We start from the raw sequence: 22,910 nt of genomic DNA on the forward strand, positions 1-22,910 counted from the left end.
CCCGTCCTGGCCATGCCTGCCCGTGCAACTTCAGGGCCGTCGCTGCAATGGCGGCCCGGCTTGATTTACTCCTCCAACTGCCGGGCGTGGATGTTTTGCGGATCGCCTGCGCCGGCCTTTTCAGGAGGATAGAAAGGAATGGATTCATCCCCGGGCAATGCGCCGTGCGAGGCATGCTCGAAGAAGAAGTAGATGCCTTCGTGCTGCATCCATCGCGGGACAAGGTCGCAATCGCTTTCGTTGTATTGAACGCAGCAGTACCCGCTGCGATAGCCGCGCGTGAGTTTCTTTCGCAGCGGATGGCCATAGACGCCCAATACCTGCTCGATGATGACGGGCACGGTCTGGTTCTGGAAGATGCGAAAGTCGCTCCTGCGTTTGGCCAGCCACAGCCAGGGGCTCAGGCGGGCCTTGCAGGCGTGGCCGCGGTGGACCTGGCCCTGCATGCCCAGGCGGGCGACGATGCCGTCCATGTAGCGCATTGCGCCGCCCTGGATTTGTATTCCTATGGTGGTGCTTTACCCAACAGGGCCTTGGCGAAGATGCTTTCGCTGAGCATTTCCCAATCGTGGCGGAAAGGCCGGCTGATCTTTTTCCGCCCGCGCAATTCGAGAAAATGCACTTCATCGCCCAATCGGCTGTGGATCGCGACTCGGCATGTCATTGCGCAAACCACCCTGGGTGGCAGTTCCAGGGCAGCCTCCTTTCCCCTTTCAAGGAAACGGATCATGGACAAACGAAGCGCATTGAGGCAATCTACCCGTATTGGCAATACACTGTCCATGTAAGTAATTGCATCTCACCTTGGGCCAGCGCCACCTCCTGCAGCCCGACGGTAAGCACCACACACACCCTCATTTCAAGCACTCTTCAATCAATAGATCAATTACATCCCATTACAGCATTGTTGACGACTATGGCATTTAACCAGCGCATAAGGTCCATCGAATGCTCACCACATATACTCGCGAAAACTGGCAGGAATGGAGCATCTGGTGTATGTCAAATGGAATTTCTTCTCCTTGGGGCAGAGATCCATTGCACACACTGCATCTCCATGCTTGTCGGACCCGCAGGTAAACACAGTGTAAATTTCAGCTGTGAGCGCTCGTGAGCACTGATTAATCGCGTCGAGATTGTTATAGTAAATAACGGAACCACCATGACTAGACACACTCAGCCCATCGTGGAGCGCTTGTTCAGGCCTATGGAACGCTCGACCCGTCAACGCAGCTCGATACGCACGGTCATGGAAGAGGCTGGACGCCCCTTGCTTCCGGCCGAGATCCTCGGCGCAGCGCAGCGCGAGGTGCCAGCCATCGGGCTGGCCACGGTGTACCGCAACATCAAGCAGCTGATGGAAGCGGGCGAAGTGCAGGCCGTGGACCTGCCCGGCGAGGCCACGCGCTACGAACTCAGCGGCCGCGCCCACCACCACCATTTCCGCTGCATGAGCTGCAACCGCGTGTTCAACGTGCCCGGCTGTCCGGGCGACATGCAGCGCATCGCCCCCGAAGGCTTTGTGGTGGAGCGCCATGAGATGACGCTGTACGGCGTCTGCAGCGACTGCCACCAGAACGTGCAATAACAGGGAGCCGCCCGCCTCAGGCTCAGCCTCGGGCCCACGGATCAGGAAGATGACAGCCATGGTGCAGGCCCCGCCTGAACCATGGCTGTTTCCTTTTTCACCCGCCCTTTGCCTCAGCGCCTGCCCGGCCGCACGCGGCCTGCGGCAACACCGCCGGCCAGCAAGGCCAGCGCAGCCACCACCCACAGCATTGCCGTCTGCCCCCAGGCCTGCCGCGCAGGCCGTGGGCTGGCCGTGAAGACGGGCTGGGCTGCAAAATCCTGCGCACCGAATGTGCGGTCCTCAAACAGGTAGGGATAGAGGAAGGCGCGCAGGCGTGCGTGAAAGACGGCGATGTCGTCCTGATAGGCCAGTTGCGCCAGCAGGTCGGTGCCGGCCTGGCGGTGCAGCGCGGCCTGCACACCCACGCCGGGCAGCAGCCAGCCCAGGCGCCCGGTCCAGGCCTGGCGTGCCTGCAGGCCGGCGCGGTAGGCGGCGAACTGGGATGCGACACTTTCGTCGCCGAGCTGCTGGAAGGCGTAGTACCACTTCCAGTGAAAGCCTGCAGGCAGCGCCGCGGTGTCGCGCCATTCGGGGTGGCTGCGGAAAAAGCGCTCCATGGTCTGCTCGCGCGGCAGGTCCCAGGCGCCATGCACGGTCTGGCGCTGGGCCAGCATCAGCTCCACGCCCTGGCTCACGGGGATGGCGCGTGAGAGTGCGGCATTGGCCAGCGTGGGCAGCACCAGGGTCAGCACGGCCCAGCAGCCCATGAGGGCCATGGCATTGGCGACCGAACTGCCGCCCAACGCGGCAACCACCAGGCACAGGCCGCTCCAGAAAACCACATAGGCCGTGGCGGACAGCAGCACCGTGGCAAGGGCACCCGCCGCTGCCCCGCCGGCCAGTGCGCCTGCCAGGGCAGGCAGCGCCACGCAGGCCAGCACCAGCACGGAACGCAGTCCCGCGCGGCGCAGCCACAGCCGCCGCCCGGTGCCAGGCATGGCCTGCAGCATGCCCAGGCGGCCCGATTCGCGCTCGCCCGAGACCAGGTCGTAGAGCAGCGCGATCAGGAACAGCGGCACCAGGTAGACCAGCACAAAGGCGAAGTCGAAGCGGCCCGCCAGCGCCAGCTCCGGGTTGAAGCTTTCGCCTTCATGCAGCTGTGCCTGCAGCGCCAGGGCGCGCACGCGCAGCACATAGGGCGCGGCATCGCGCAGGCCCAGGGCAAGAAAGGCCGTGGACGATGGCGCATCCCAGGTGGCGTGAAAGCCGTAATAGGCCACCGAGCCTGCGTCGCCGGACTGGGCATGCCGGCTTGCCTGGGCCGCCATGTCCTGCTGCTGCAGTTGTGCAAGGCGGTCCAGGGTCAGGCGTTGCGAAGCGATCTCGCGCAGGCCCGACAGCACGGCCAGCGTGGACAGCAGCAACAGCAAGGCCAGGGCGCACAGCGCCAGGCGCGAGCGCGTCAGAAGACGCCATTCATGCAGGAGCCAGCTCATCGCGCCACCCTCCCCAGCCGTTGCGTGGCCAGCAGCAAGGCCACCGTCAATACAGCCAGCCATGCCAGCAGCACATAGGCGGCAGGCGCCGCGCGACGCAGGGCCGCCAGCGGTGGATCGGGCTCGTGGTGGAAATCGGAGACGCCGCGCCAGTGCTCGTGGCCGATGCGGTTGTCGCGGCTCGATCGGTCGCCCGCATAGCTGAGCTTGTCCACCTGCAGGCGGTTGAGGGCCTGCACCATGCGGTAGCGATGCTGCTCGGCCTGCTCCAGAAAGCGCCGGTAGCCTTGCAGGTCGGTCCCGGCCACGGCCATGGACAGGCGGCGCAGCGCGATCACGGGGCTGATCAGGGCAAATGCGTCAGCCCGGCGCAGTTGCTCGGCCTGCAGATCGAAGCTGGCCTCGGCATGGCGCCTGAAGAGTTCACTCGTCAACCGCTCGCCTTCCATGCCGACCAGGCCCTTGTAGTTGACGGGCAGGTCCTCGACGCGCGAGACACCGTACTGCGCCAGCACCCTGGCGCGGAAAGCGGCGAAATAGGGATCGTCGGGATTGTGGCTGTCGCCCAGCGCCGCCAGCTCGCGCGCGGTGGCGATGTCGGTCTCGAAGCGCGTGGGCAGCGCCAGGGCAGATCCCACCAGCTCAGGCACCAGACGGGGCAGCAGCACCACGGCGACGGCCCAGGCCGCCAGCAGGGCCAGCAAGGCATCGCGCCCGCGCCGCATGAAGGCCGAGACAGCGACGATACCCACCGCCCAGAGCATCAGCCACAGCACATGGCCTGCCGCCAGCGTGGCCACCAGGCTGATGGGCACCGGCGTGGCCACGGCCATCCAGGCCAGGGCCAGCAGGGCCGGCAGCAGCACCAGGGCCGCCACGCCCGCCAGCGCCAGCAGCTTGCCGGCCACGAACTGCCGCGTGCCCACGCCCTGGGCCAGCAGCACGCGCAGGGTGCCGGCCTCGCGCTCGCGTGCAATGCAGGCATGGCCCATGAAGATCAGCAGCAGCGGCGCCAGCACCTGCAGCACAAAGGCCGGCGTGAGCTGGCCGAACCGCAGCAGCAGCGAGGACTGGCGCACATCGCCGAAGTTGGCGCTGTTCTGGCGGTGGCCCTCCAGAAACAGCGTGTGGCCGGTGTAGGCGTCGATGCCCGCATCGAAGGCCGCCAGCGGATTGAGCGGGCGGAACACGAAGTGGCCGTAATGCACCATGCGGTGCGGATGGCGGTCGGGCTGGGCTTCGAACTCGCTGTCCACCTGGGACTGGTGGCGCTCGCGCTGGGCCTGGGCCGCGCTGCGCTGGTCCCAGGCGGTGAAGGCGGCAGCGGCGCTGAGCAGCAGCCACAGCGCCATCCCCAGCACGGCCACGCGGTCGCGCAGCAGCAGGCGCCATTCCTCGCGCGCAATGGTCCAGGCCGCGCTCATGCCGCCGCTCCCTGCGTGTCGGCTTCAATGTGCGTGTTCGTGTGCGCGTCCGTGTCCGTGCCCACCCCTGCATAGTGGCGGTGCAGTGCGCGCACATCGAAGCGCTCCTCGCCGCTGGCCGCCACTTCCTCGACCAGGCGCCCGCCTGCGATGAAGCCCATGCGGTCGGCCACGTCGGCGGCCCCCAGCAGGTCGTGCGTGACCATGAGAATGGCCACGCCCTGCCCGCGCAACTGCATGAGCAGCCGGCTGAACTCGGCCGTGGCCTGCGGGTCCAGGCCCGAGGTGGGTTCGTCCAGCAGCAGCGCCGGCACCCTGCGCGCCAGCGCCAGCGCAATCGCCACTTTCTGGCGCATGCCCTTGGAAAAGCCGGAGACACGCCGGTCGTGCGCAGCGGCGTCCAGCCCTGCGGCAGACAGCGCCTCGCCGATGGCACCGGCCGCGGCCGGCTGGCCCGCCAGCTCCAGCAGGTAGGCCACGTTCTCGCGCGCACTCAGGTGCTCGTACAGCGCCACGTTCTCGGGGATATAGGCGATCAGGGCACGCGCCTGCGCAGGCGCCGTCACCGGGTCCACGCCCTGAACGCGTACCTGTCCGCTGCGCGGCCGCACAAAGCCCAGCAGCAGGCTCAGCGTGGTGGTCTTGCCCGCGCCGTTGGCGCCCAGCAGCGCATAGATCTCGCCCGCATGCACCGCCAGGTCCAGGCCCTGGAGGATGGTGCGCTCGCCGTAGTCCACCACGGCGCCCAGCGCTTGGAGCACGGGCGTGGAGGCAGAAGTGGGGTTGGAAGAAACAGGAAGGGATGGATGCATGGCGGGGCTCAGAACTTTGCTTGAAGGCCTACGGTGACGGTGCGGGCCGTGCCCGGCGTCACCCACAGCCGGCTGTACGAGCTGGTGTAGTAGGTCTTGTCGAAGAGGTTGTCCACGTCCAGCGTCAGGCGCAGCGTGGGGCTGATGCGCCAGTAGGCAACCAGCTTGGCCGTGGTGTAGCTGGGCAGCTCGAAGGCGGCCTTGCCGGCATCGGCCTCGGCCTGCGTGCGGGCCTGGCCCAGGCGCTTGCCCATGTGGGTGACGCCGCCGCCGATGCCGTAGCGCTGGCCGTTGGAGAAGGCGTTTTCATAGACGGCCAGCACGCTGCCGTTGACCTTGGGCACGTTGAGCAGGCGCCCGCCCACCTCCAGCGTGTTGTCGCGCGAGATCTCCACATCGTTGAGCACCAGGCTGGCGTTCAGGCGCCAGCGCTGCGTGACCTGGCCGGCGAAGTCGAACTCCAGGCCCCGGCTGCGGATCTCGCCGGCCGAGACCGAGTAGCCGGCGTTGCCCGGGTCGGCCGTCAGCACATTGCGCTTGCGTATGTCGAACAGCGCAGCTGTGGCACCCATGCGCTGGTCGGCGCTTTCCCACTTGGCGCCCAGCTCCATCGAACGGCCGGATTCGGGGCTGAAGCCCGCACCAGCCACATCGATGCCCACGTTGGGCCGGAACGAGCGGCCCGCGTTGGCATAGAAGGTCCATTGCGGCAGCGGCAGCCAGCTCAGGCCCAGGCGCGGCGAGGTCGAGGCCGGGTCCTGCTGGGTGGTCGCGCCCGTGCGGCGGTTGTGCAGCGACTGGTCATAGCGGTCCATGCGCAGGCCGGCCACCACGCGCCATTGGGGCGAGAGCTTGATGGCGTCCTGCAGGTAGAACGCCGTGTTGCGCTGGCGCTCGAAGGTGTCGGTATTGGCCGTGGGCACGGGGCGCGCGCCGCCGTAGATGGGGTTGTAGATGTTGATGGCGTAGGGATTGGCTGCCGTCGGGTTGGCGCGCAGCATCAGCGTGTCCATCTCGAAGCGAAAGCTCTCCAGGCCCAGCAGCAGTTCGTGCTCGACGGTGCCCGTTTTCACCGTGCCCTGCAGCTCGGCCTGCACGGCGATGTCGTCGGACTGGTAGTCGCGAAAGCGCCGCTGGCGCGTGAGGTCGCCATTGGCCAGCAGCGCGTGCGGCTCGGTGGAAAAGCCGTTGATCGAGGTCTCGCGGTAGGACAGGCCCAGGCGGCTGCGCCACTGCGCGTTCCACTCATGCGAGAGGATGAACTGGTGGGTGCGGTTTTCCACCGTCACATCGCCGTCGCCCGGCTCGCCCAGGAAGCGGCTGCGCGAGATGGCGCCCAGCCGGTCGCCCACGGCCACCACGCCGCGGTCCAGCGGCGTCTTGTGGCGCAGCAGCTCGCCCGAGTACTCCAGCACCGTATCGCGCCCCAGCTTCCAGGTGAAGGCCGGTGCGATCACCTGGCGGCTGGCGCCCACGAAATCGCGGAAGCTGTCGCGGTCCTCCACGGCGATGTTGAGCCGGTAGGCAAAGTTCTCGCCCACCGGTCCCGTGGTGTCCAGCGCGCCACGCCGCAGGCCGTAGCTGCCTGCATAGGCTTCCACGGAATGCGAAGGCGTCCACAGCGGGCGCTTGGAGACCACGTTCAGCGTGCCGCCCGGCTCGCTGCTGCCGTAGAGCGCAGCGGCCGTGCCCTTGAGGAACTCGATGCGCTCCACGCCGGCCAGGTCACGCGGCGCATTGAAGCCGCGCCCCGAGGAAAAACCGTTGAACAAGGTGGCCATGCCCACGTTCTGGTCGCCGGGCAGGCCGCGGATGACGATGTTGTCCCACAGCCCGCCAAAGTTGTTCTGGCGCGAGACGCCGCCCACGTAGTCCAGCACGTCGTCAAGCTTGGTGGCGCCCAGGTCGTCCATGGCCTGGCGCGTGATCACGCGCACCGACTGCGGCAGCTCGCGCAGCGGCAGGTCGGTCTTGGCGCCGGCCGCCTCGTCGGTGTGATAGGCGCCCGAGGCCGTTCGGCCCACGACTTCCACGGCAGGCAGCAGGGTCTGCTCCTGCGTAGAAGCGGAATCGGAAGCGGCGGCGGGGCCGGGGCCGGAGGACGGATCCTGGCCTTGGGCCAGCGCAGACATGGACAGGAAGGCGGCAGCGCTCAGGGCAAGCGGCAGCGGGCGAAGGCGGGGAAGCGGCTTCGCGGGGAAGAAGAAGGCAGTCATGTTGAAAACGGGCACAGGCGCATGCCGCCGGCATCCACAGCCGGCGCGCGCAAACACGGACATGCCGCCAGCACCAATGGGCGCTGGCGGCAGAGAAGGAGAAAAGTGCTTGCGGGTTCAGCGCGGCGGGTCGCGCGATGCAAAGGCCCAGCGGTTCTGCGAGGGGATGGTGCCGCCCACGGTGCGCGGCGGTACCCTCTCGGGCGGCGCGGCCACGGCCAGCGGCAGGCCGAAGTGCGGCAGCCAGGCCGCCGCATGCGGTGCATGGCCCATGCACCATACGCAGACGGCTTCGGCGGCTTCGACGACTTCAGCCTTTTCGCCAGCCTGGCCGCGTTGGCCGGCCTGGCCGGTCAGCGCATCATCTTCGCAGCCGTTGAGGCCTACAAAAGCCTGTGCAGGCCCGGCCACCGCCTGCCGGATATGCGTTGCGCCGTGCAGGGGCATGCCAATGGCCGTGTTGAAGAACACGGCCAGCAATAGCAGGCGCAAAACAAGCAGACGCATAAGACGGCGATCTTACTATTGACAGTTAAATATCATTAACAACCCGCCGCCATTTTCTGCACAGGGCCAAGACAGCAGCGCGGGAATATGCCACCGGCATGTGACAAGCCGATTGGCGATTTTCAGCCTTGCGCCTATTTATCTGCCGGTCCCACGCCCCGGAAGAACATGTCGCAGATCTGGTCCGCCACCTTCTCCAGCGAGCCCTTGCGGGGGTTGAACGAGGACTGTATGGAGTTGATGCTGCCCAGGATCATGATGCGCGCCAGGTGGATGTCGGCGTCGGCCCGCAGGCGGCCTTCGGCACGCAGGTCTTCCAGCAGGCCGCTCCAGAATTTCTGGTGGCGCTCGCGGCGCTTGATCTGGCGCTCGCGCACCTTGTCAGGCAACTGGCCCAGCAGCCGGCCGTGGGCCAGGGCGAAGTCGCCATGCTTTACCAGCCCCGCCATCTGGCCCAGCACGGCTGCGCGAAAGCGCTGCTCGGCCGTGGCGTCGGCGCCCAGCGCGGCAAGGCGCTCCTGCTGCTGGCTGATGATGCGGTTGCCGCCCTGCTCCATGACCTCGTCCACCAGTTCTTCCTTGGAGGCGAAGTGGTAGTAGATGCTGGCGGCCTCGATCCCGGACTGCTCGGCAATGTTGCGCATGGTGGTGGCAGAGTAGCCCTGCTCACCGAAGGTGCGGGCGGCCAGCTTGAGAAGGGTCTCGCGGGTCTCGTTGCCGTCGTGGGCGCTGGTCTGCCTTCTTGCCATGTCTGCCAGGTGGTGGATCGTTGTAGTGCGGCGATCCTAACAGGCTGTTGGTAGCGCGCCAATCAAGCGTTCGGTGCCTGCCGCCCGCCGACTGCCGCATGGCCGGGCCGCGAAATCCGATTCAAGAATCACCCTTGAAACAACTGCAGGCTGCAATGGCTCCGGCAATCGGGAAGCCGATGCGCTTGTCCTGTATAGACAGAAGGCGCCGCCATTCACCATTCGAACAAGCGGTCTTTAACAATAAAAAAAAAAACCTATCCTGCAAATCGATTATTCAAATGAAACCACAGGTATCAATCAATGCATTGAATAACTCGATCAAATCACATGTAATATATTTTATAAATCGCTTTTATGATTTGATTGTTAAAATGCAAATGTTGATTGTTTTCCATAACCAAGGCGGAACTTTCGCGGCCAACGCTGCGCACTCCCCTGAAAAAGCCATGACAGCACGTCGTCTCCAGAGGAGGAAGCGCCAACCACAGTGCTCTGCAAATGTAACAACGGCACAACAGCTTTTGTAAAGTGCCGGTTATCCAGATTGCCCTGGATATAATGCGGATCGCCTTGGAATATGCCCAGGCATGAGAAGAAGCGCCCTACCCTCCATAGAGCGCCAACATCATCAGTATTTGTACTTACGGTGAGTTCTTCATCCCCACTGCACATGCACCAGAATTGACCATTCTGCAAAGAGTCCTGGGTCCAGGCTCTTGCTGCGCAGTTTTCACACAAATAGCCGCACTTAGAAATTCTTCCATCAAGATGACTACATACCAAGAGCTGATTGCCCAGAAAAAATTGCTCGACCAGCAAATCGACGACGCCCGCAAGCTGGAGTCCAAAGCGGCCCTGGCATCGGTGCAGGAGCTGGTCCGTGAGTTCGGCTTCACGGCACAACAGGTCTTCCCCTGGAAGCCCGATGGCAAAAAGAGCGCTCCCGCCAAATACCAGGACCCCGAGTCCGGCAAGACCTGGACCGGCCGCGGCAAGCCGCCGAACTGGATCCTGGGCAAGGACCGCACCCTGTTCGAAATCAAGTGAGTCCCTGCCGCGCATGGACCCGCCCGCTGGGCGGCACACATGCGCGGGCATTGCCCGGTTGGCGCGCGAATGGCGCGCGGATGGACATCAGGCCGGCACCACCGCCGTGACCTCGATCTCCACCTTGGCCCGGTCTTCCACCAGATCCGCCACCTCCACGGCCGTCATGGCCGGGAAATGCCGCCCGATCAGTTCGCGGTAGTGCTTTCCAATGGCCGGATAGGCAGCCACGTATTCCTGCTTGTCGGTCACATACCAGGTCATGCGCACGATGTGCTCGGGCCTGGCGCCGCCTTCGGCGAGGATGGCGACGATATTGGCCAGCGCCTGCCGCACCTGTTCCGCAAAGTCGTCCGACTCGAATTGCTGCTGGCCGTTCCAGCCAATCTGGCCGCCGACGAACACCAGCCGGGAGCCGACCGTCATCTCGGTCAGGATGCCATTGGCATAGCCTCGGGGCGCCAGCCAGTCCGGGGGTTGCAGAGTCTTCATTGCTTCATCCTGTTCTCGTTGAATCCATAAAACCGTCCTGCGGCACCAGATAGGCCTGCAGGCGCTCGCGCAGATCGGCCGGCAGTGGCGTGGCCTTCATGCTGCGCAAATCCATGGTGACGATGGTCATGCGCGCAGACAGCCGGCGTTGGCCATCTGGCCCTTCGAAACGCACATCGAACTGGAACGACGCCCCGCCGATGCGGCGCACCTCCAATACCTGGCGCAGCGTGTCGTGCCAGCGGCTGGGCGCCGTGAAATCGCATTGCACCGACACCGTGGGCGTGCCCACCTGGCGCTGTACATGCAGGGTGTGAAAGGGCAGGCCCATTCCCCTGTCGAACCATTCCTCGACCAGGTCGTTGACCATCTCGAAATAGCGCGGGTAAAAGACGATGCCGGCCGGATCGCAATGGCGAAACAGCACCTGCACCTGGCTGACGAAGGCGGAGGCCATGGCGCGCGCTCACGGCATCTTGCGCAGCACGAATCGCTGCAGCTTGCCGGTCTCGGTGCGCGGCAGGGCCGGCACGAAGACAATGGCGCGCGGGTACTTGTAGGGCGCAATGCTGGCCTTGACGAAGGCCTGCAGCGTGGCGGCCATGTCGTCGCCGGCCGCAAAGCCGGGCTTGAGCACCACAAAGGCCTTGACCACCTGGCCGCGCTCGTCGTCTGCCGCGCCGATCACGCCGCATTCGGCCACGGCCTCGTGGCGCAGCAGCGCATCCTCCACCTCGGGGCCGGCGATGTTGTAGCCGGCCGAGATGATCATGTCGTCATTGCGCGCCTGGTAGAACAGATAGCCGTCGGCGTCGCGCACAAAGGTGTCGCCGGGCAGATTCCAGCCGTTTTGCACAAAACGCTTCTGACGCTCGTCGGCAAGATACCGGCAGCCGGTCGGCCCCTTGATGGCCAGGCGGCCGGGCGTGCCGTCGGGCACGGGCTGCATGTCGTCGTCCACCACCTGGGCCACGTAGCCGGGCACGACCTTGCCGATGGCGCCCGCACGCACCTCCTCGGGCGGGCTGGACACGAAGACGTGGATGAGCTCGGTGCCGCCGATGCCGTCGATCATCTCGATGCCCGTGGCCTGCTTCCACAGCTGGCGCGTGGCGTCCGGCAGGGCCTCGCCCGCCGACACGCTTTTCCTGAGCGACGACAGATCGAAGCGCGCTGCCTGCGCCGCCATCTGCCGGTAGAAGGTGGGCGCGGTGAAGACGATGGTGGCGCGGAAATCCTGCACCAGCTGCAGCAGCCCTTCGGGCGTGAGCTTCTCAGCCAGCACGGTGCTGGCGCCCACGCGCAGCGGAAAGCACAGCAACCCGCCCAGGCCAAAGGTGAAGGCCAGCGGCGGCGTGCCGCAGAAGATGTCGTCCGGGCCCGGCCGGATCACATGGCGCGGGAACAGGTCGCACATGGCCAGCACGTCGCGGTGGAAATGCATGCAGCCCTTGGGCGCGCCCGTGGTCCCGCTGGTGAAGGCGATCAGGCAGACATCGTCCGCCGCTGTATCGCAGCAGGCGAAGGTGTCCGGCTTGGCTGCGGCCAGGGCGTCCAGCGCATCGGCTGCGCCGTCGTTGAAATACAGCACGCGCGAAAGGTCCGGGCAATGTTGTTCATGGCCGGGCTGCAGGCACAGCTGCACCTCGTCCTTGAGGCGCACATCGCACAGCACGGCCTGCACCTGGGCCTTGGCGATGATCTGCTGCAGCTCCTTGGCGCGCAGCAGCGGCATGGTGGGCACCGTCACCAGCCCGGCCTTGATGGCGGCCAGCCAGGACGCGGCCATCATGGCGTTGTTGGGGCCGCGCAGCAGCAGCCGGTTGCCGGGCACCAGCTGCAGGTCTTCCACCAGCACATGGGCGATGCGGTTGGTCAGCGCCTGCAGTTCGGCATAGGTCATGGCGGCCTGGTCCGCGCCCTGCCTCCAGCGCAGGGCCACGCGGCCGCCCTGGCCGCGCGCCACCATGGCATCGACCAGTTCGGCCGCGCAGTTCAGGCGTTCGGGATAGGCCACGTCCGGCCCGTCGAGCAGGAACTCGGGCCATTGGTCGGGCGGCGGCAGATTGTCCCGGGCGAAAGTATCGATGTGGGCGGAGGCTTGCATGCGATGTTCCCTGGCTTTGCGTTGAATGGGCAGCCTGCCGCTCAGGCCTTGAGCAGCTCGCGCGCGATGATGAGTTTCTGCACCTCGGTCGCGCCCTCGTAGATGCGCAGCGCGCGGATCTCGCGGTACAGCGTCTCCACCGGCATGCCCGAGACCACGCCCGCCCCGCCGAACATCTGCAGCGCGCGGTCGATCACGGCCTGGGCCGATTCGGTGGCCGTCATCTTGGCCATGGCCGCCTCGCGCGTGGTGCGCGTCTTCTTCACATCGCGCATCCAGGCGGCGCGGTAGGTCAGCAGGGCCGATGCGTCGATGGCCGTGTCCATGTCGCCCAGCGCCGCCTGGGTCAGTTGCAGGTCGCCCAGGGTCTGGCCGAACATGCGGCGCGACTTGGCGCGTGCCAGGCCTTCGTCCAGTGCGCGGCGCGCAAAGCCCAGTGCGGCAGCGGCCACCGAGGCGCGGAAGATGTCCAGCGTCATCATGGCCAGCTTGAAGCCCTGCCCCGGCTCGCCCAGGCGCTGCGACACGGGTATGCGGCAGTTGTCGAAGCGGATGGTGGCCAGCGGGTGCGGCGCGATCAGTTCGATGCGCTCGCCGATCGAAAAGCCCGGCGTGTCCGCATCGACCACGAAGGCGCTGATGCCGCGCGCGCCCGGCGCCTCGCCCGTGCGGGCGAACACGCAGTAGAAGTCGGCAATGCCGCCGTTGGAGATCCAGGTCTTGGCACCGTTGAGCACATAGTGGTCGCCTTCGAGCCGTGCCTCGCAGGCCATGGCGGCCACGTCGGAGCCGGCATCGGGCTCGGACAGCGCAAAGGCCGCAATGGCCTCGCCGCGCGCCACGCGCGGCAGGTAGCGCTGGCGCAGCGCATCCGACCCCATGAGCGATATCGCACCGCTGCCCAGGCCCTGCATGGCAAAGGCGAAGTCGGCCAGGCCTTCATGGCGGGCCAGGGTCTCGCGCAGGATGCAGACCGCGCGCGAGTCCACCTCAGGCAAGGCCCCACCCCAGGCGCCGCCGGGGCCGGACGGCACGGCATAGCGCAGCCAGCCGGCCTGGCCCAGGGCCTTCACCAGTTGGCGGCAAGCCGCATCGGCATCGTGGTGGTCCACATCGCCCAGGGATTGGGCGCACCAGGCGTCGGCCTCATGCGCCAGCGTGCGGTGGGCGTCGTCGAAGAAGGGCCAGTCCAGCCAGGAGGAATCACGCATTTTCAGTTTCCTTCAAAGACAGGCTTTTGCTTGGCCACGAAGGCCTCGTAGGCGCGGTGGAAGTCGCGCGTCTGCATGCAGATGGCCTGGGCCTCGGCTTCGGCCTCGATGGCCTCGTCCACGCCCATGTTCCATTCCTGGTGCAGCAGCTTCTTGGTCACGCCATGGGCAAAGGTGGGGCCTGCGGCCAGCTGGGCAGCCAGCGCATGGGCGGCTTCGCCGATCTGTTCGGCGCCATGCAAGGCATTGAAGAAGCCCCAGGCAGCGCCCTCCTCGGCCGTCATGGCGCGGCCCGTGTACAGCAGCTCGGAGGCGCGGCCCTGGCCGATCATGCGCGGCAGCAGCGTGCAGGCGCCCATGTCGGCACCGGCCAGGCCCACGCGGGTGAAGAGAAACGCCGTGCGCGCCGCCGGCGTGCCCAGGCGCATGTCGGCCGCCAGCGCGACCATGGCGCCCGCGCCCGCGCAGATGCCGTCCACGGCCGCCACGATGGGCTGCGGGCAGGCGCGCATGGCCTTGATCAGGTCGCCCGTCATGCGCGTGAAGTCCAGCAGCTCGGGCATGCTCATCTTGGTGAGCGGGCCGATGATCTCGTGCACATCGCCGCCCGAGCAGAAATTGCCGCCCGCGCCCGTGACCACCACGGCCTTGATGTCGGTGGCATAGACCAGGGCGCGGAACAGGTCGCGCAGCTCGGCGTAGGAGCCGAAGGTCAGCGGGTTCTTGCGCTCGGGCCGGTTCAGGATGATGGTGCCGATCTTGCCGTCGGCCGATACCTGCCACACAAAGGTCCTGGCCTCGTAGCCGGCCAGGGGGCGCTTGTGGTGCTTCATGCTGTGTTCTTCGGGCTGGGTGCTCATGGTGTCTCCATCAAGAATTCAGAAAACGGGGGGAGTGGACCGGGTTCAGCCGGTCATCACCTCGCCGCCGTCGACGGCAATGGACTGGCCGTTGACCGAGGCGGACGCCGGCAGGGCCAGCCAGGCCACGGTCTCGGCCACTTCCTCGGGCTGGACCAGGCGGCCCTGCGGGTTGCGTTCGGCCAGCCTGGCGCGGGCCTCATCCGCCGTCATGCCGGTCTTGTCCACGATGTTGGCCACGGCGCCGCGCACGATGTCGGTCTCGGTGTAGCCGGGGCAGACGGCATTCACCGTCACGCCCTTGCCCGCCGTCTCCAGCGCCAGCGAGCGCGTGAGGCCGATCACGCCATGCTTGGCCGCGCAATAGGCGCTGACATAGGCATAGCCGATCAGCCCTGCCGTGCTGGCCACATTGATGATGCGGCCCCAGCGCGCAGCCAGCATGCCCGGCAGCGCGGCCTGCATGCAGTGGAAGGTGCCCGTGAGGTTGACGGCCAGCATCGCCTGCCACAGTGCGGCGTCGGTGCGCTCGAACTTCTGGCTGCTGGCCTGGCCCGCGTTGTTGACCAGCACCTGCACGGGACCGAAGGCCGCCTCGGCCTGCGTGAAGGCCTGGCGCACCGAGGCCTCGTCGGCAATATCCGCCTGCACGGACTGCACCATCTGTGCTGTCTGGGCCGTGCCGCCCAGCTCGCGCACGGCAGCCTCCAGCGCCGCACCGTCGCGTCCCAGCAGCGTGACCCGCGCGCCGCGCGCCAGCAGCGCCCGCGCGCAGGCCAGGCCTATGCCGCGCGCCCCGCCCGTCACCAGGGCATGGCGCCCTTCAAGAAGATTCAAAGATATGGTCATTTCAATCACCCGTGGCGATGCGAGCCACCCGCAACCTATGAAACCGGCGCGCCACACAGCGAGGGACGCCGAGGAAGGGCCGCCCCGCACCGACGGTGTGGTCCCCCTCCCGCGAAGCGAGAGAGGGGGAAGGCGCGAAGCGACTCAGGGGGTGTAGTTTCATTTCGCGTCCAACTGCGCCATGGCGGCGGCGCGTTCGAAGTTGGTTTCCAACTGGCGCTTGCCGGGCTGGTACTGGTTCGGCCAATCCACATCCTGCGCACCGAGGCGCGCAGCCTCGCGCAGCGTCCAGGCCGCATCGGCCAGGTGCGGACGCGCCAGCGCGCACAGGTCGGCGCGGCCCGAGGCGATGATGGCGTTGGCATGGTCGGCCTCGAAGATGGCGCCCACGGCAATGGTGGGTATGCCGGCCTCGTTGCGGACACGGTCGGCAAACGGCGTCTGGTACATGCGGCCGTACACCGGCTTCTGGTCGGGGCTGACCTGGCCCGAGGAGCAGTCGATCATGTCGGCGCCCGCCGCCTTGAAGCGGCGTGCGATCTCTACCGCATCGTCGGGCGTGATGCCGCCTTCCACCCAGTCATGGGCCGAGATGCGCACCGACATGGGCCGGTCCTGCGGCCAGGCTGCACGCACCGCCTCGAACACCTCCAGCGGAAAGCGCAGGCGGTTGTCCAGGCTGCCGCCATATTCGTCATCGCGCTGGTTGGTCAGCGGCGAGATGAAGCTGGACAGCAGGTAGCCGTGGGCGCAGTGCAGCTCCAGCCAGTCAAAGCCCGCTGCCGCAGCGCGCCGCGTGGCGGCCACGAAGTCCTCGCGCACGCGATCCATGTCGGCGCGGGTCATGGCGGCGGGCACTTGCGAGAGTCCCTCGATATAGGGCAGGGCCGATGCCGACAGCAGCGGCCAGTTGCCCTGCTCCAGCGGATGGTCGATCTGCTGCCAGCCCAGCTGGGTCGATCCCTTGCGCCCCGCATGCCCCAGCTGCACGCCAATGTGCGCCCCGCCCTGCGCGTGCACGAAATCAACGATGCGCCCAAAGGCCTGCGCCTGCTCGTCGTTCCACAGCCCGGGGCAGCCGGGCGTGATGCGCGCGTCGGGCGAGGTGCAGGTCATCTCCACCATCACCAGGCCCGCGCCGCCCATGGCGCGCGCGCCCAGGTGCACCAGGTGGAAGTCGCCAGGCACGCCGTCGGTGCAGGAATACATGGCCATGGGCGAGACCACGATGCGGTTCTTCAGCCGCAGGCCGCGCGCCTGGTAGGGCGTGAGCATGGGCATGGGCGGGCAGCGGCCTTCGGGCACGGTCTCGCCCGCATGCTCGGCAATCCAGCGCTCGAAGCCCTGCAGCCAGGCGGCATCGCGCAGGCGCAGGTTCTCGTGCGAGATGCGCTGCGAGCGCGTCAGCAGCGAATAGGCGAACTGCTCCGGCTCCAGTCCCGCATAGCGCTCCACGTTCTCGAACCACTCCGTGGAATTGCGCGCCGCGTTCTGGATCTTGAGCACCTCCACGCTGCGCACCTCCTCGTAGTGGCGCAGCCCGGCCTCGATGTCCCCCGCAGACCGCAGGCTGCGCGCCAGCTCGATCGCATCCTCCAGCGCCAGCTTGGTGCCCGAGCCAATCGAGAAATGCGCCGTGTGCGCCGCATCGCCCATCAGCACCACGGGCACGCTGCGCGGGCCGCGCGGCGTGTCCAGCGCGTTCCAGTGCACCCAGGTATTGCAGATCACGCGCGGAAAGCGGATCCAGATGGCCGAGCCGCGCAGGTGCGTGGCATTGCTGACCAGGGCATGGCCGTCCAGCCAGGGGGCGAACAGCTTCTCGCAATAGGCAATGCCCTCTTCCTGGCTCATCTGCTCGATGCCGGCGGCCTGCCAGGTCTCCTCGGGCGTCTCCACGATGAAGGTGGACATGCCGTCTTCGTAGCGGTAGGCATGGGCCTGGAACCAGCCATGCTCGGTCTGCACGAAGGCGAAGGTGAAGGCATCGAACACCTTGGTCGTGCCCAGCCACACGAAGCGGCAGCGGCGCTGGTCGATATCGGGCCGAAAGGTATCGGCATAGCGCGTGCGCACCTGGCTGTTGATGCCGTCCGAGGCGATGACCAGGTCGGCGTCGTACTCGCGCGCAATCGCCTGGTCGTCCTGCACGAAGTTCTCGAACACCAGCTTCACGCCCACGTCCTCGCAGCGCGCCTGCAGGATGTTGAGCAGCTTCTTGCGGCCTATGCCGATGAAGCCATGGCCGCTGCTGCGCAGGCTGCGGCCCTTGAAGTGGATGTCGATATCGTCCCAGTGGTTGAAGGCGTCACCAATCGTGCGGGCCGACACCGGATCGGCCTCGCGCAGGTTGTCCATGGTGGCGTCCGAGAACACCACGCCCCAGCCAAAGGTGTCGTAGGGCCGGTTGCGCTCCACCACCGTGACCTCGTTGGCGGGGTCCTGCAGCTTCATCAGCAGGCCGAAGTACAGGCCGGCGGGACCACCGCCGATGCAAACGATCTTCATACCGCAAACCCTTTTCTCGCAGGGCGACGGCACAGGACGCCCCAGGTTCAGAATCCAGGCCCAAGAACTTTAAGCCTGAATAGTTTAGGTTTGAAATATATAGACGAAACGCCGGCACGAACCTAGGGAGAACACGCATGAGCCCCCCGACAGCCGCTACGATGCCGGATCGCCAGGAGGATCTCCCTTGGAAAAATACCGGTTCAATGTCTTCGGCCGCATCATCGCCATCGAACGCGCGCAGGCCCAGTGGCGCTGCTTCAACGTCGGCGCCGACGGCAAGCGCGCGCCCGCCCTGCTGGCCATTCCCTGCGATGTCACCCACGCCGAACTGGCGCAGTACCTCTACGACATCTACCACGAGAGCGCGGCCGCATCGGACCAGGACATCTTCGAGATCACCCCCGGCACCACCATCCCCTCACCCAGGAGTTCCTCTTGACCCAGCAAACCGAAGTCCGCGAACTGAAGCCGGGCCTCAGCCCCTTTCCCGCCGCCGCCGACATCTTCGTGGCCGACCAGCCCTGGCTGGCCGAGCACCTGCTGCCGCTGATCTCCATCGACCTGGGCCTGGTGCGGCCCGAACTGGCCGGCACCGTGGTCCACATGCTGTGCCCCGTCGAGCCCTTCGAGGGCTGCATAGGCGATGAGACCGAAGCCCACCACAACGCCTTCACCGCCCCCAACTGGTTTGCGCTGGAGCTGACGCCCGACAACCGCTACCGCTTTCTGGGCAACGAAGGCTTCTTCCAGCGCGCGCCGCAGCATGGCGGCCAGTTCACCAAGGATGCCTTCGCCTGCGAGCACACCGACGAAATGCTGGCCAGCCACGCCAAGGCCAGTGCCTACTACGCCCAGCATGGCCGCCTGGCCAGCTACTCGCGCTATGGCAAGGGCGAGCCCATGGAGCAGGACTACCTGGACAGCCTGGGCGGCGGCATCTGGTACGGCAACTGGACCAGCCACCCGCCCATTCCCCCGGCCTTCCAGCTGGACGAAGCGGAAAACGCCGGTATGGGCGATGAACTGGAAGACGACGGCATCCGCATCACCCGCGACGGCAAGCCCTTCTTCCACGTGGCCAACGTGGCCGGCTACAACTGGTGCGCCACGGGCGCGGACAGCATCCTGCTGTTCTACGAGCCGGAAAGCCGCACGGTGCTGTTCACGTTCGACTGGACCTGAGCCGGCCGAGCAGCGCCGCTCAGACGCGGCCCTGCTCGGGCGTGACGATCAGATGCGCCAGCAGCGGGCGAATGCGATCGTCCTGGTAGTAGCCGCCGTATTCCGTGTAGCGCAGAAAGGCGGCATTGCAATGGTGGCAGCGCCAAAGCGTGCAGCGGTTGTACGGGTGCCAGCCCAGGGCGATGGGAGCATCCGGCGACCACTGGTTCGTGCCCTGTGGGTGATATTCATCGAGCAATTCCCGTGTCTCCGGCGTGCCCAGCGCACCAACCTGCTGCAGATGCGAAGTCCTGTCCGCTCCCGACAAGGACTCCCAACCCGGCCTCCACAGCACCGCGCAGTCCGTGCATCGCTGCTGCTCGGCCGCCGCCACAGCGAAGGCCCTCAATTCGGGTTCGGGAAGGAGGGTCAAAGTTGTCATGGAACAGGGCCTCGGTTCCCATGGATTGTCCGGCAGGTTTGGGGGCGGGCTACCTGCTTGGAAAACATCTTGCTGTTCCACGAACCTGGAAACGGTACTCTTCACCACCGACTGGACATCACGATCAGCCATGGTCTTGCCCCGGCTAGTCGGCTTGCAGGCATGCCCGTGTCAATCCAGCGGCTCGCGGCACCCAGCGGCGTTGCTCCCCTCCAGACAATCGAACGCCCTTTCGGCACAGGCCACCACCCTCGTCCATTCGCCAACTTGTATGTAGAAGCTGTCCGGCATGTCCGTGCCGTACGCCTCAAAGATGGCATTGATGGCATCCACCAACTGCCCCATCAGCGCTGCCTCCTGCTCATCGAGAAGAATTTCACCGATCGCCATACGAGCATCACTGCCCAGATACGTATCGTCAAAAATGAAATGTATGGCCAAATCAAGATGGTCGTATTGAATGTCTGCAGGGAAATCATGATTCACCCAGGCTTTCATTTGATACTTCAAATCCTTGAGTTTCCTCAAATATCCGAGCAATTCCATTCTCATTTCAGGATATTTCAAGCGAGGCATCTCCATATCTTCCTATCCTGTTACCCGCCGATTGTGAGTAGCCCTGGAGCGTGTTATGCACTTTATAAAATCAATAAGATTTTATCTCCTTTATTAACCAGATTAATAATTAAATTAATGACAGCATTAAGATGAAAGGAACTTATAATACCCCGTTGGTAGTACCTTCACGATCTCCCCTGTAGATTCCAAATAAATCAAGGCAGATTTAATCGCATCGTCTGCATCTTGGTTTTTGAAATTAAATTTAATCGATTCGAAATAGAAGAATAATCTATTTGCGCTAAAAAAATCTCCATTTGACAGGAAATAATCATTTATATCAATAGCCGTACCTTCATGAGAGAATTCATAACCACACCCATGCTTTTTAAATTCCCATTTATTCATTTCTTCATCAAAAATAAATCCGCTGCGAGGAAGAAATTCTATATTTGATAGCTTCACAAGATCACTATGGGCTCTGATGAAAGAAAGATGTAGAATCTCCTGTTTTTCTACATATTTTTTTATGCCAAAAGCAATATTTTTGATAAGGGAATAATCTACCATAATCAATACCTTGTTCTATTTAAACGAGCAGCGGCGGCGTCTTGAGCCTGCCCCGGCAGCCGCATCGCCTGGTGGATGCCTTGCGGGTTGTATTCCTGCAGCACATTGCCCCAGGGGTCCAGCTTTGCGGACCAGGCCACCTGGCCGGTCTGGTCCGTCAGGGCCATTGGCGTGCCCAATGGGTCACAGTAGCAGTGGGGATGGCGATGCGCGGTTGCCGCTCCTGTTCCTGCAGTTTTGCCTGCATGCCGCTCAGTAGGCGTGTGGCCCCCTCGGCCTGTTCGCCTAGGATCGCCTGGGCGCTGGGCTGCAGGCTGTGCGCATGGCGCTGAGCATAAAATCGCCCCATCTGGCACATTCAAATTGGTTTATTTTTTATTTCAAATATGACAAAAATCATAGACGAAATGATGCCAGCAAAAAAACCAAATATCAGATAATAAAAATCGAGAAGATCAATTGCCAGGGATAAATTGAAAAATAATTTCTTAATTGTAATGACTGCAAGTGCCCCAATAGTTGCAGAGATACAGAAATAGAAAAATATGCCGTATTTGTTTTTTAAATGCACAAGAAATAATTGAAACAAAAAATTAAGAGGCAGCGAAATTAGAAAAACGAATAAGAAAAAATAAACATAAAGCGATTTATAATCTTTATCCGTCATTAATACCGTAAAGAGAAATCCAATAATTACAGATGAAACGATGCTTGGCTGCATTAACTTAATCATTTGCAGCTTTACGCATATACGAAGACATTTTTTATCAACTTGGCCCCAAAGTGTGTCTGCAAGTGCACTGTTTATTCCACCCATAGGACCAATACCTTCCCCGAACGTATGCACTGTCACCTCAGTTGCGCTTTCTGAGACCCAACGGCGTACTATTCCTGGGTAGAGTAGGTGCGAATTTTCCGTAACGTTAACGACCATTGTACGATCTGAATTAACTACATGGCTCACGGGGCCCACAGGAATTGCGAAACCGCGCTGGCCGTTTTGTATAGGCTCCCCTTTTGCACCTGGAGCTGGATAACGCATTAGTCCTTCGGATACGTTTTTAAGAGTGCAGCCACTTGTACTCTTCTTGCAAGAATTCCTCGTGTTGTAACTATGAAAGTCGTTGTTGCCTTCATCAAAAGGCATTACTCCGTCACTGTCTTCGTCTAGCAATCCGGGGTAGCTCTTTCTATTCTTGCTTAAATAGCCCCGTTGCGCCATTGTTCCTGGCTCAAGACCAATCGGGTCGGCCAAATTAACAGGCGAATTTCTAACATATCCGCAGGGGTTAGTCCCACCCATCAAACCAATCGGGTCCCGATTGATATAACTCCCCACTACCGGATCGTAATACCGATGCCGGTTGTAATACAGCCCCGTTTCCCTGTCATGGTGCTGCCCCGGCAGCTGGATCGCCTGGTGGATGCCCTGCGGGTTGTGCTCCTGCAGCACATTGCCCCAGTGGTCCAGCTTTGCGGCCCAGGCCACCTAGCCGGTCTGGTCCGTCAGGGCCATGGGCGTGCCCAGGTGGTCGCAGTGGTAGTGGTGGATGGCGATGCGGGCGTGTTGTTCTTTTTCCTGTTCCTGAACCTTTGTCTGCATGTCGTAGCAGTATTTCAGGCTATGTTCTGGAGATAATAATTAGAGTAGCATAGCCAACTCTTGGCCATTAATCTTTTATATCAATCTAATTATCATTACTCAAAGAATGAATGCATTAATCAATAAGATTATATGAACCCCTTGATTTATTAATCAGAATAGTAAAAAATTACCCCAATAGTTGGTTAGCGCTCTCTGTGCTTGCGCCTTCTCCATGTATCCATCTGGAAGCAAATTAGCTGTATTTACCAAAAACAATGCAACAAGCTTGGATTGCTCGTGACTCAATTTGTTGAATCCAGAATAATCCTGCCGCCGTCTGCCTACGTTGTAAGTAGCCTTGGATTCATTCAGCCCCAACTCCAACTTATCCATAAAATAAATATAATATTCCAATGCAAAATGTTTTAGATCATAGAAATATAACAAAAATGACGGAAGGTAATAAATAAAACCGTCGTCATTCAACATTAAAAACTGCACATATTCTTCATACAAATAATCAAGATCAACTTCGGTCCATTTTTTTCCTAGAAATAGTCTAATACCCTTCTCATAGTCAATAGAATCATCCCCGGAGAATGTATTATCAATAAACAATCCGCAATTCGGCAGATCATCAGAAAATTCTTTCTTTAATGCAATGTTGTACCTTTCCCGTAAAGAAGGCTCAAGTTTACTATCACGCAATCTTTCTGAAATTATATTATTCAAATTCATAT

Annotated in this window: 24 protein-coding genes and 2 pseudogenes; 5 read left to right on the top strand and 21 right to left on the bottom strand. The window is 63.1% G+C overall.

The genetic code is table 11. The features are described 5' to 3' along the window. Window positions 1-65: 65 nt before the first annotated feature. Both BO996_RS20480 and BO996_RS29830 read right to left on the bottom strand, forming a co-directional pair. The gene (locus tag BO996_RS20480; RefSeq protein ID WP_071956262.1) at window positions 66-482 is read right to left on the bottom strand and encodes a phage late control D family protein; all 417 of its coding nucleotides are present in this window, start codon (window positions 480-482) and stop codon (window positions 66-68) included. Window positions 483-505: 23 nt separating this feature from the next. Then, window positions 506-784 (bottom strand): hypothetical protein, encoded by a 279-nt coding sequence (locus BO996_RS29830; RefSeq protein WP_232240387.1) that lies wholly within the window; start codon window positions 782-784, stop codon window positions 506-508. Window positions 785-1,162: 378 nt separating this feature from the next. Here BO996_RS29830 and BO996_RS20485 point away from each other — a divergent pair, with 378 nt between their 5' ends. Then, window positions 1,163-1,588: a Fur family transcriptional regulator gene (locus BO996_RS20485; RefSeq protein WP_012206260.1), complete on the top strand. Its 426-nt coding sequence runs from the start codon at window positions 1,163-1,165 to the stop codon at window positions 1,586-1,588. A 113-nt stretch (window positions 1,589-1,701) separates the two neighbouring features. On the opposite strand, the gene BO996_RS20490 is transcribed toward BO996_RS20485, so the two are convergent. The 6 genes from BO996_RS20490 to BO996_RS20515 all read right to left on the bottom strand — a co-directional run bounded on the left by BO996_RS20490 (window position 1,702) and on the right by BO996_RS20515 (window position 8,774). Further along, window positions 1,702-3,066: a DUF3526 domain-containing protein gene (locus tag BO996_RS20490; protein WP_071956263.1), complete on the bottom strand. Its 1,365-nt coding sequence runs from the start codon at window positions 3,064-3,066 to the stop codon at window positions 1,702-1,704. Then, complete coding sequence (locus BO996_RS20495; RefSeq protein WP_071956264.1) at window positions 3,063-4,490, bottom strand: ABC transporter permease; 1,428 nt, start codon at window positions 4,488-4,490, stop codon at window positions 3,063-3,065. Before BO996_RS20495 ends, BO996_RS20490 begins: the two co-directional genes overlap by 4 nt. Next, the gene (locus BO996_RS20500; RefSeq protein ID WP_071956265.1) at window positions 4,487-5,302 is read right to left on the bottom strand and encodes an ABC transporter ATP-binding protein; all 816 of its coding nucleotides are present in this window, start codon (window positions 5,300-5,302) and stop codon (window positions 4,487-4,489) included. The genes BO996_RS20495 and BO996_RS20500 overlap by 4 nt, the downstream gene beginning before the upstream one ends. A gap of 8 nt (window positions 5,303-5,310) precedes the next feature. Beyond that, window positions 5,311-7,518: a TonB-dependent siderophore receptor gene (locus tag BO996_RS20505; protein ID WP_071956266.1), complete on the bottom strand. Its 2,208-nt coding sequence runs from the start codon at window positions 7,516-7,518 to the stop codon at window positions 5,311-5,313. Window positions 7,519-7,635: 117 nt separating this feature from the next. Next, window positions 7,636-8,025 (bottom strand): DUF2946 family protein, encoded by a 390-nt coding sequence (locus tag BO996_RS20510; protein ID WP_071956267.1) that lies wholly within the window; start codon window positions 8,023-8,025, stop codon window positions 7,636-7,638. Window positions 8,026-8,159: 134 nt separating this feature from the next. Next, window positions 8,160-8,774 carry a TetR/AcrR family transcriptional regulator gene (locus tag BO996_RS20515; protein WP_071956268.1) on the bottom strand — a complete coding sequence of 205 codons (615 nt, stop codon included), beginning with the start codon at window positions 8,772-8,774 and terminating at the stop codon, window positions 8,160-8,162. Window positions 8,775-8,908: 134 nt separating this feature from the next. Here BO996_RS20515 and BO996_RS29265 point away from each other — a divergent pair, with 134 nt between their 5' ends. Together BO996_RS29265 and BO996_RS20520 are read left to right on the top strand one after the other, a co-directional pair. Continuing rightward, window positions 8,909-9,304, top strand: coding sequence for a hypothetical protein (locus tag BO996_RS29265; protein WP_156897992.1), 396 nt, complete (start codon window positions 8,909-8,911; stop codon window positions 9,302-9,304). A 241-nt stretch (window positions 9,305-9,545) separates the two neighbouring features. After that, window positions 9,546-9,824 carry an H-NS histone family protein gene (locus BO996_RS20520; RefSeq protein WP_012206267.1) on the top strand — a complete coding sequence of 93 codons (279 nt, stop codon included), beginning with the start codon at window positions 9,546-9,548 and terminating at the stop codon, window positions 9,822-9,824. 87 nt (window positions 9,825-9,911) lie between these two features. On the opposite strand, the gene BO996_RS20525 is transcribed toward BO996_RS20520, so the two are convergent. From BO996_RS20525 to BO996_RS20555, 7 genes are all read right to left on the bottom strand, one after another. Further along, complete coding sequence (locus BO996_RS20525; protein WP_012206268.1) at window positions 9,912-10,316, bottom strand: RidA family protein; 405 nt, start codon at window positions 10,314-10,316, stop codon at window positions 9,912-9,914. A gap of 4 nt (window positions 10,317-10,320) precedes the next feature. Continuing rightward, a complete protein-coding gene (locus BO996_RS20530; RefSeq protein ID WP_013801801.1) occupies window positions 10,321-10,773 on the bottom strand; it encodes an acyl-CoA thioesterase in 453 nt (150 codons plus the stop codon). 9 nt (window positions 10,774-10,782) lie between these two features. After that, window positions 10,783-12,423 (bottom strand): AMP-binding protein, encoded by a 1,641-nt coding sequence (locus BO996_RS20535; protein WP_013801800.1) that lies wholly within the window; start codon window positions 12,421-12,423, stop codon window positions 10,783-10,785. A 41-nt stretch (window positions 12,424-12,464) separates the two neighbouring features. Beyond that, window positions 12,465-13,634 carry an acyl-CoA dehydrogenase family protein gene (locus BO996_RS20540; protein WP_013801799.1) on the bottom strand — a complete coding sequence of 390 codons (1,170 nt, stop codon included), beginning with the start codon at window positions 13,632-13,634 and terminating at the stop codon, window positions 12,465-12,467. Between the two features lie 2 nt (window positions 13,635-13,636). Next, a complete protein-coding gene (locus BO996_RS20545; protein ID WP_071956269.1) occupies window positions 13,637-14,494 on the bottom strand; it encodes an enoyl-CoA hydratase family protein in 858 nt (285 codons plus the stop codon). A 45-nt stretch (window positions 14,495-14,539) separates the two neighbouring features. Then, window positions 14,540-15,343, bottom strand: coding sequence for an SDR family NAD(P)-dependent oxidoreductase (locus tag BO996_RS20550; RefSeq protein WP_071956270.1), 804 nt, complete (start codon window positions 15,341-15,343; stop codon window positions 14,540-14,542). Window positions 15,344-15,502: 159 nt separating this feature from the next. Further along, window positions 15,503-17,851, bottom strand: coding sequence for a bifunctional salicylyl-CoA 5-hydroxylase/oxidoreductase (locus BO996_RS20555; RefSeq protein WP_071956271.1), 2,349 nt, complete (start codon window positions 17,849-17,851; stop codon window positions 15,503-15,505). 187 nt (window positions 17,852-18,038) lie between these two features. On the opposite strand from BO996_RS20555, the gene BO996_RS20560 reads away from it, so the two are divergent. Next, window positions 18,039-18,293, top strand: a complete 255-nt coding sequence (locus BO996_RS20560; RefSeq protein WP_017407498.1) for a DUF7661 family protein — start codon at window positions 18,039-18,041, stop codon at window positions 18,291-18,293. Beyond that, a complete protein-coding gene (locus tag BO996_RS20565) occupies window positions 18,290-19,036 on the top strand; it encodes an enolase (RefSeq protein WP_071956272.1) in 747 nt (248 codons plus the stop codon). The genes BO996_RS20560 and BO996_RS20565 overlap by 4 nt, the downstream gene beginning before the upstream one ends. Window positions 19,037-19,055: 19 nt before the next feature. On the opposite strand, the gene BO996_RS20570 is transcribed toward BO996_RS20565, so the two are convergent. The 6 genes and pseudogenes from BO996_RS20570 to BO996_RS29280 form a co-directional block, all read right to left on the bottom strand. Beyond that, window positions 19,056-19,457: a hypothetical protein gene (locus BO996_RS20570; RefSeq protein WP_071956273.1), complete on the bottom strand. Its 402-nt coding sequence runs from the start codon at window positions 19,455-19,457 to the stop codon at window positions 19,056-19,058. A gap of 171 nt (window positions 19,458-19,628) precedes the next feature. Further along, window positions 19,629-20,039, bottom strand: coding sequence for an SCO4402 family protein (locus tag BO996_RS20575; RefSeq protein WP_232240388.1), 411 nt, complete (start codon window positions 20,037-20,039; stop codon window positions 19,629-19,631). Between the two features lie 120 nt (window positions 20,040-20,159). After that, the gene (locus tag BO996_RS29270) at window positions 20,160-20,585 is read right to left on the bottom strand and encodes a DUF6896 domain-containing protein (protein WP_156897993.1); all 426 of its coding nucleotides are present in this window, start codon (window positions 20,583-20,585) and stop codon (window positions 20,160-20,162) included. A gap of 5 nt (window positions 20,586-20,590) precedes the next feature. After that, window positions 20,591-20,904: pseudogene (locus BO996_RS30075) on the bottom strand (RHS domain-containing protein); the annotation flags it as partial. A gap of 915 nt (window positions 20,905-21,819) precedes the next feature. Beyond that, window positions 21,820-22,188: pseudogene (locus BO996_RS30080) on the bottom strand (RHS repeat-associated core domain-containing protein); the annotation flags it as partial. Between the two features lie 153 nt (window positions 22,189-22,341). Further along, window positions 22,342-22,908 carry a DUF6714 family protein gene (locus tag BO996_RS29280; protein ID WP_156897994.1) on the bottom strand — a complete coding sequence of 189 codons (567 nt, stop codon included), beginning with the start codon at window positions 22,906-22,908 and terminating at the stop codon, window positions 22,342-22,344. Between the last annotated feature and the right edge of the window lie 2 nt (window positions 22,909-22,910).

It is taken from the genome of Delftia sp. HK171 (assembly GCF_001886655.1).
GTDB lineage: Bacteria > Pseudomonadota > Gammaproteobacteria > Burkholderiales > Burkholderiaceae_C > Comamonas > Comamonas acidovorans.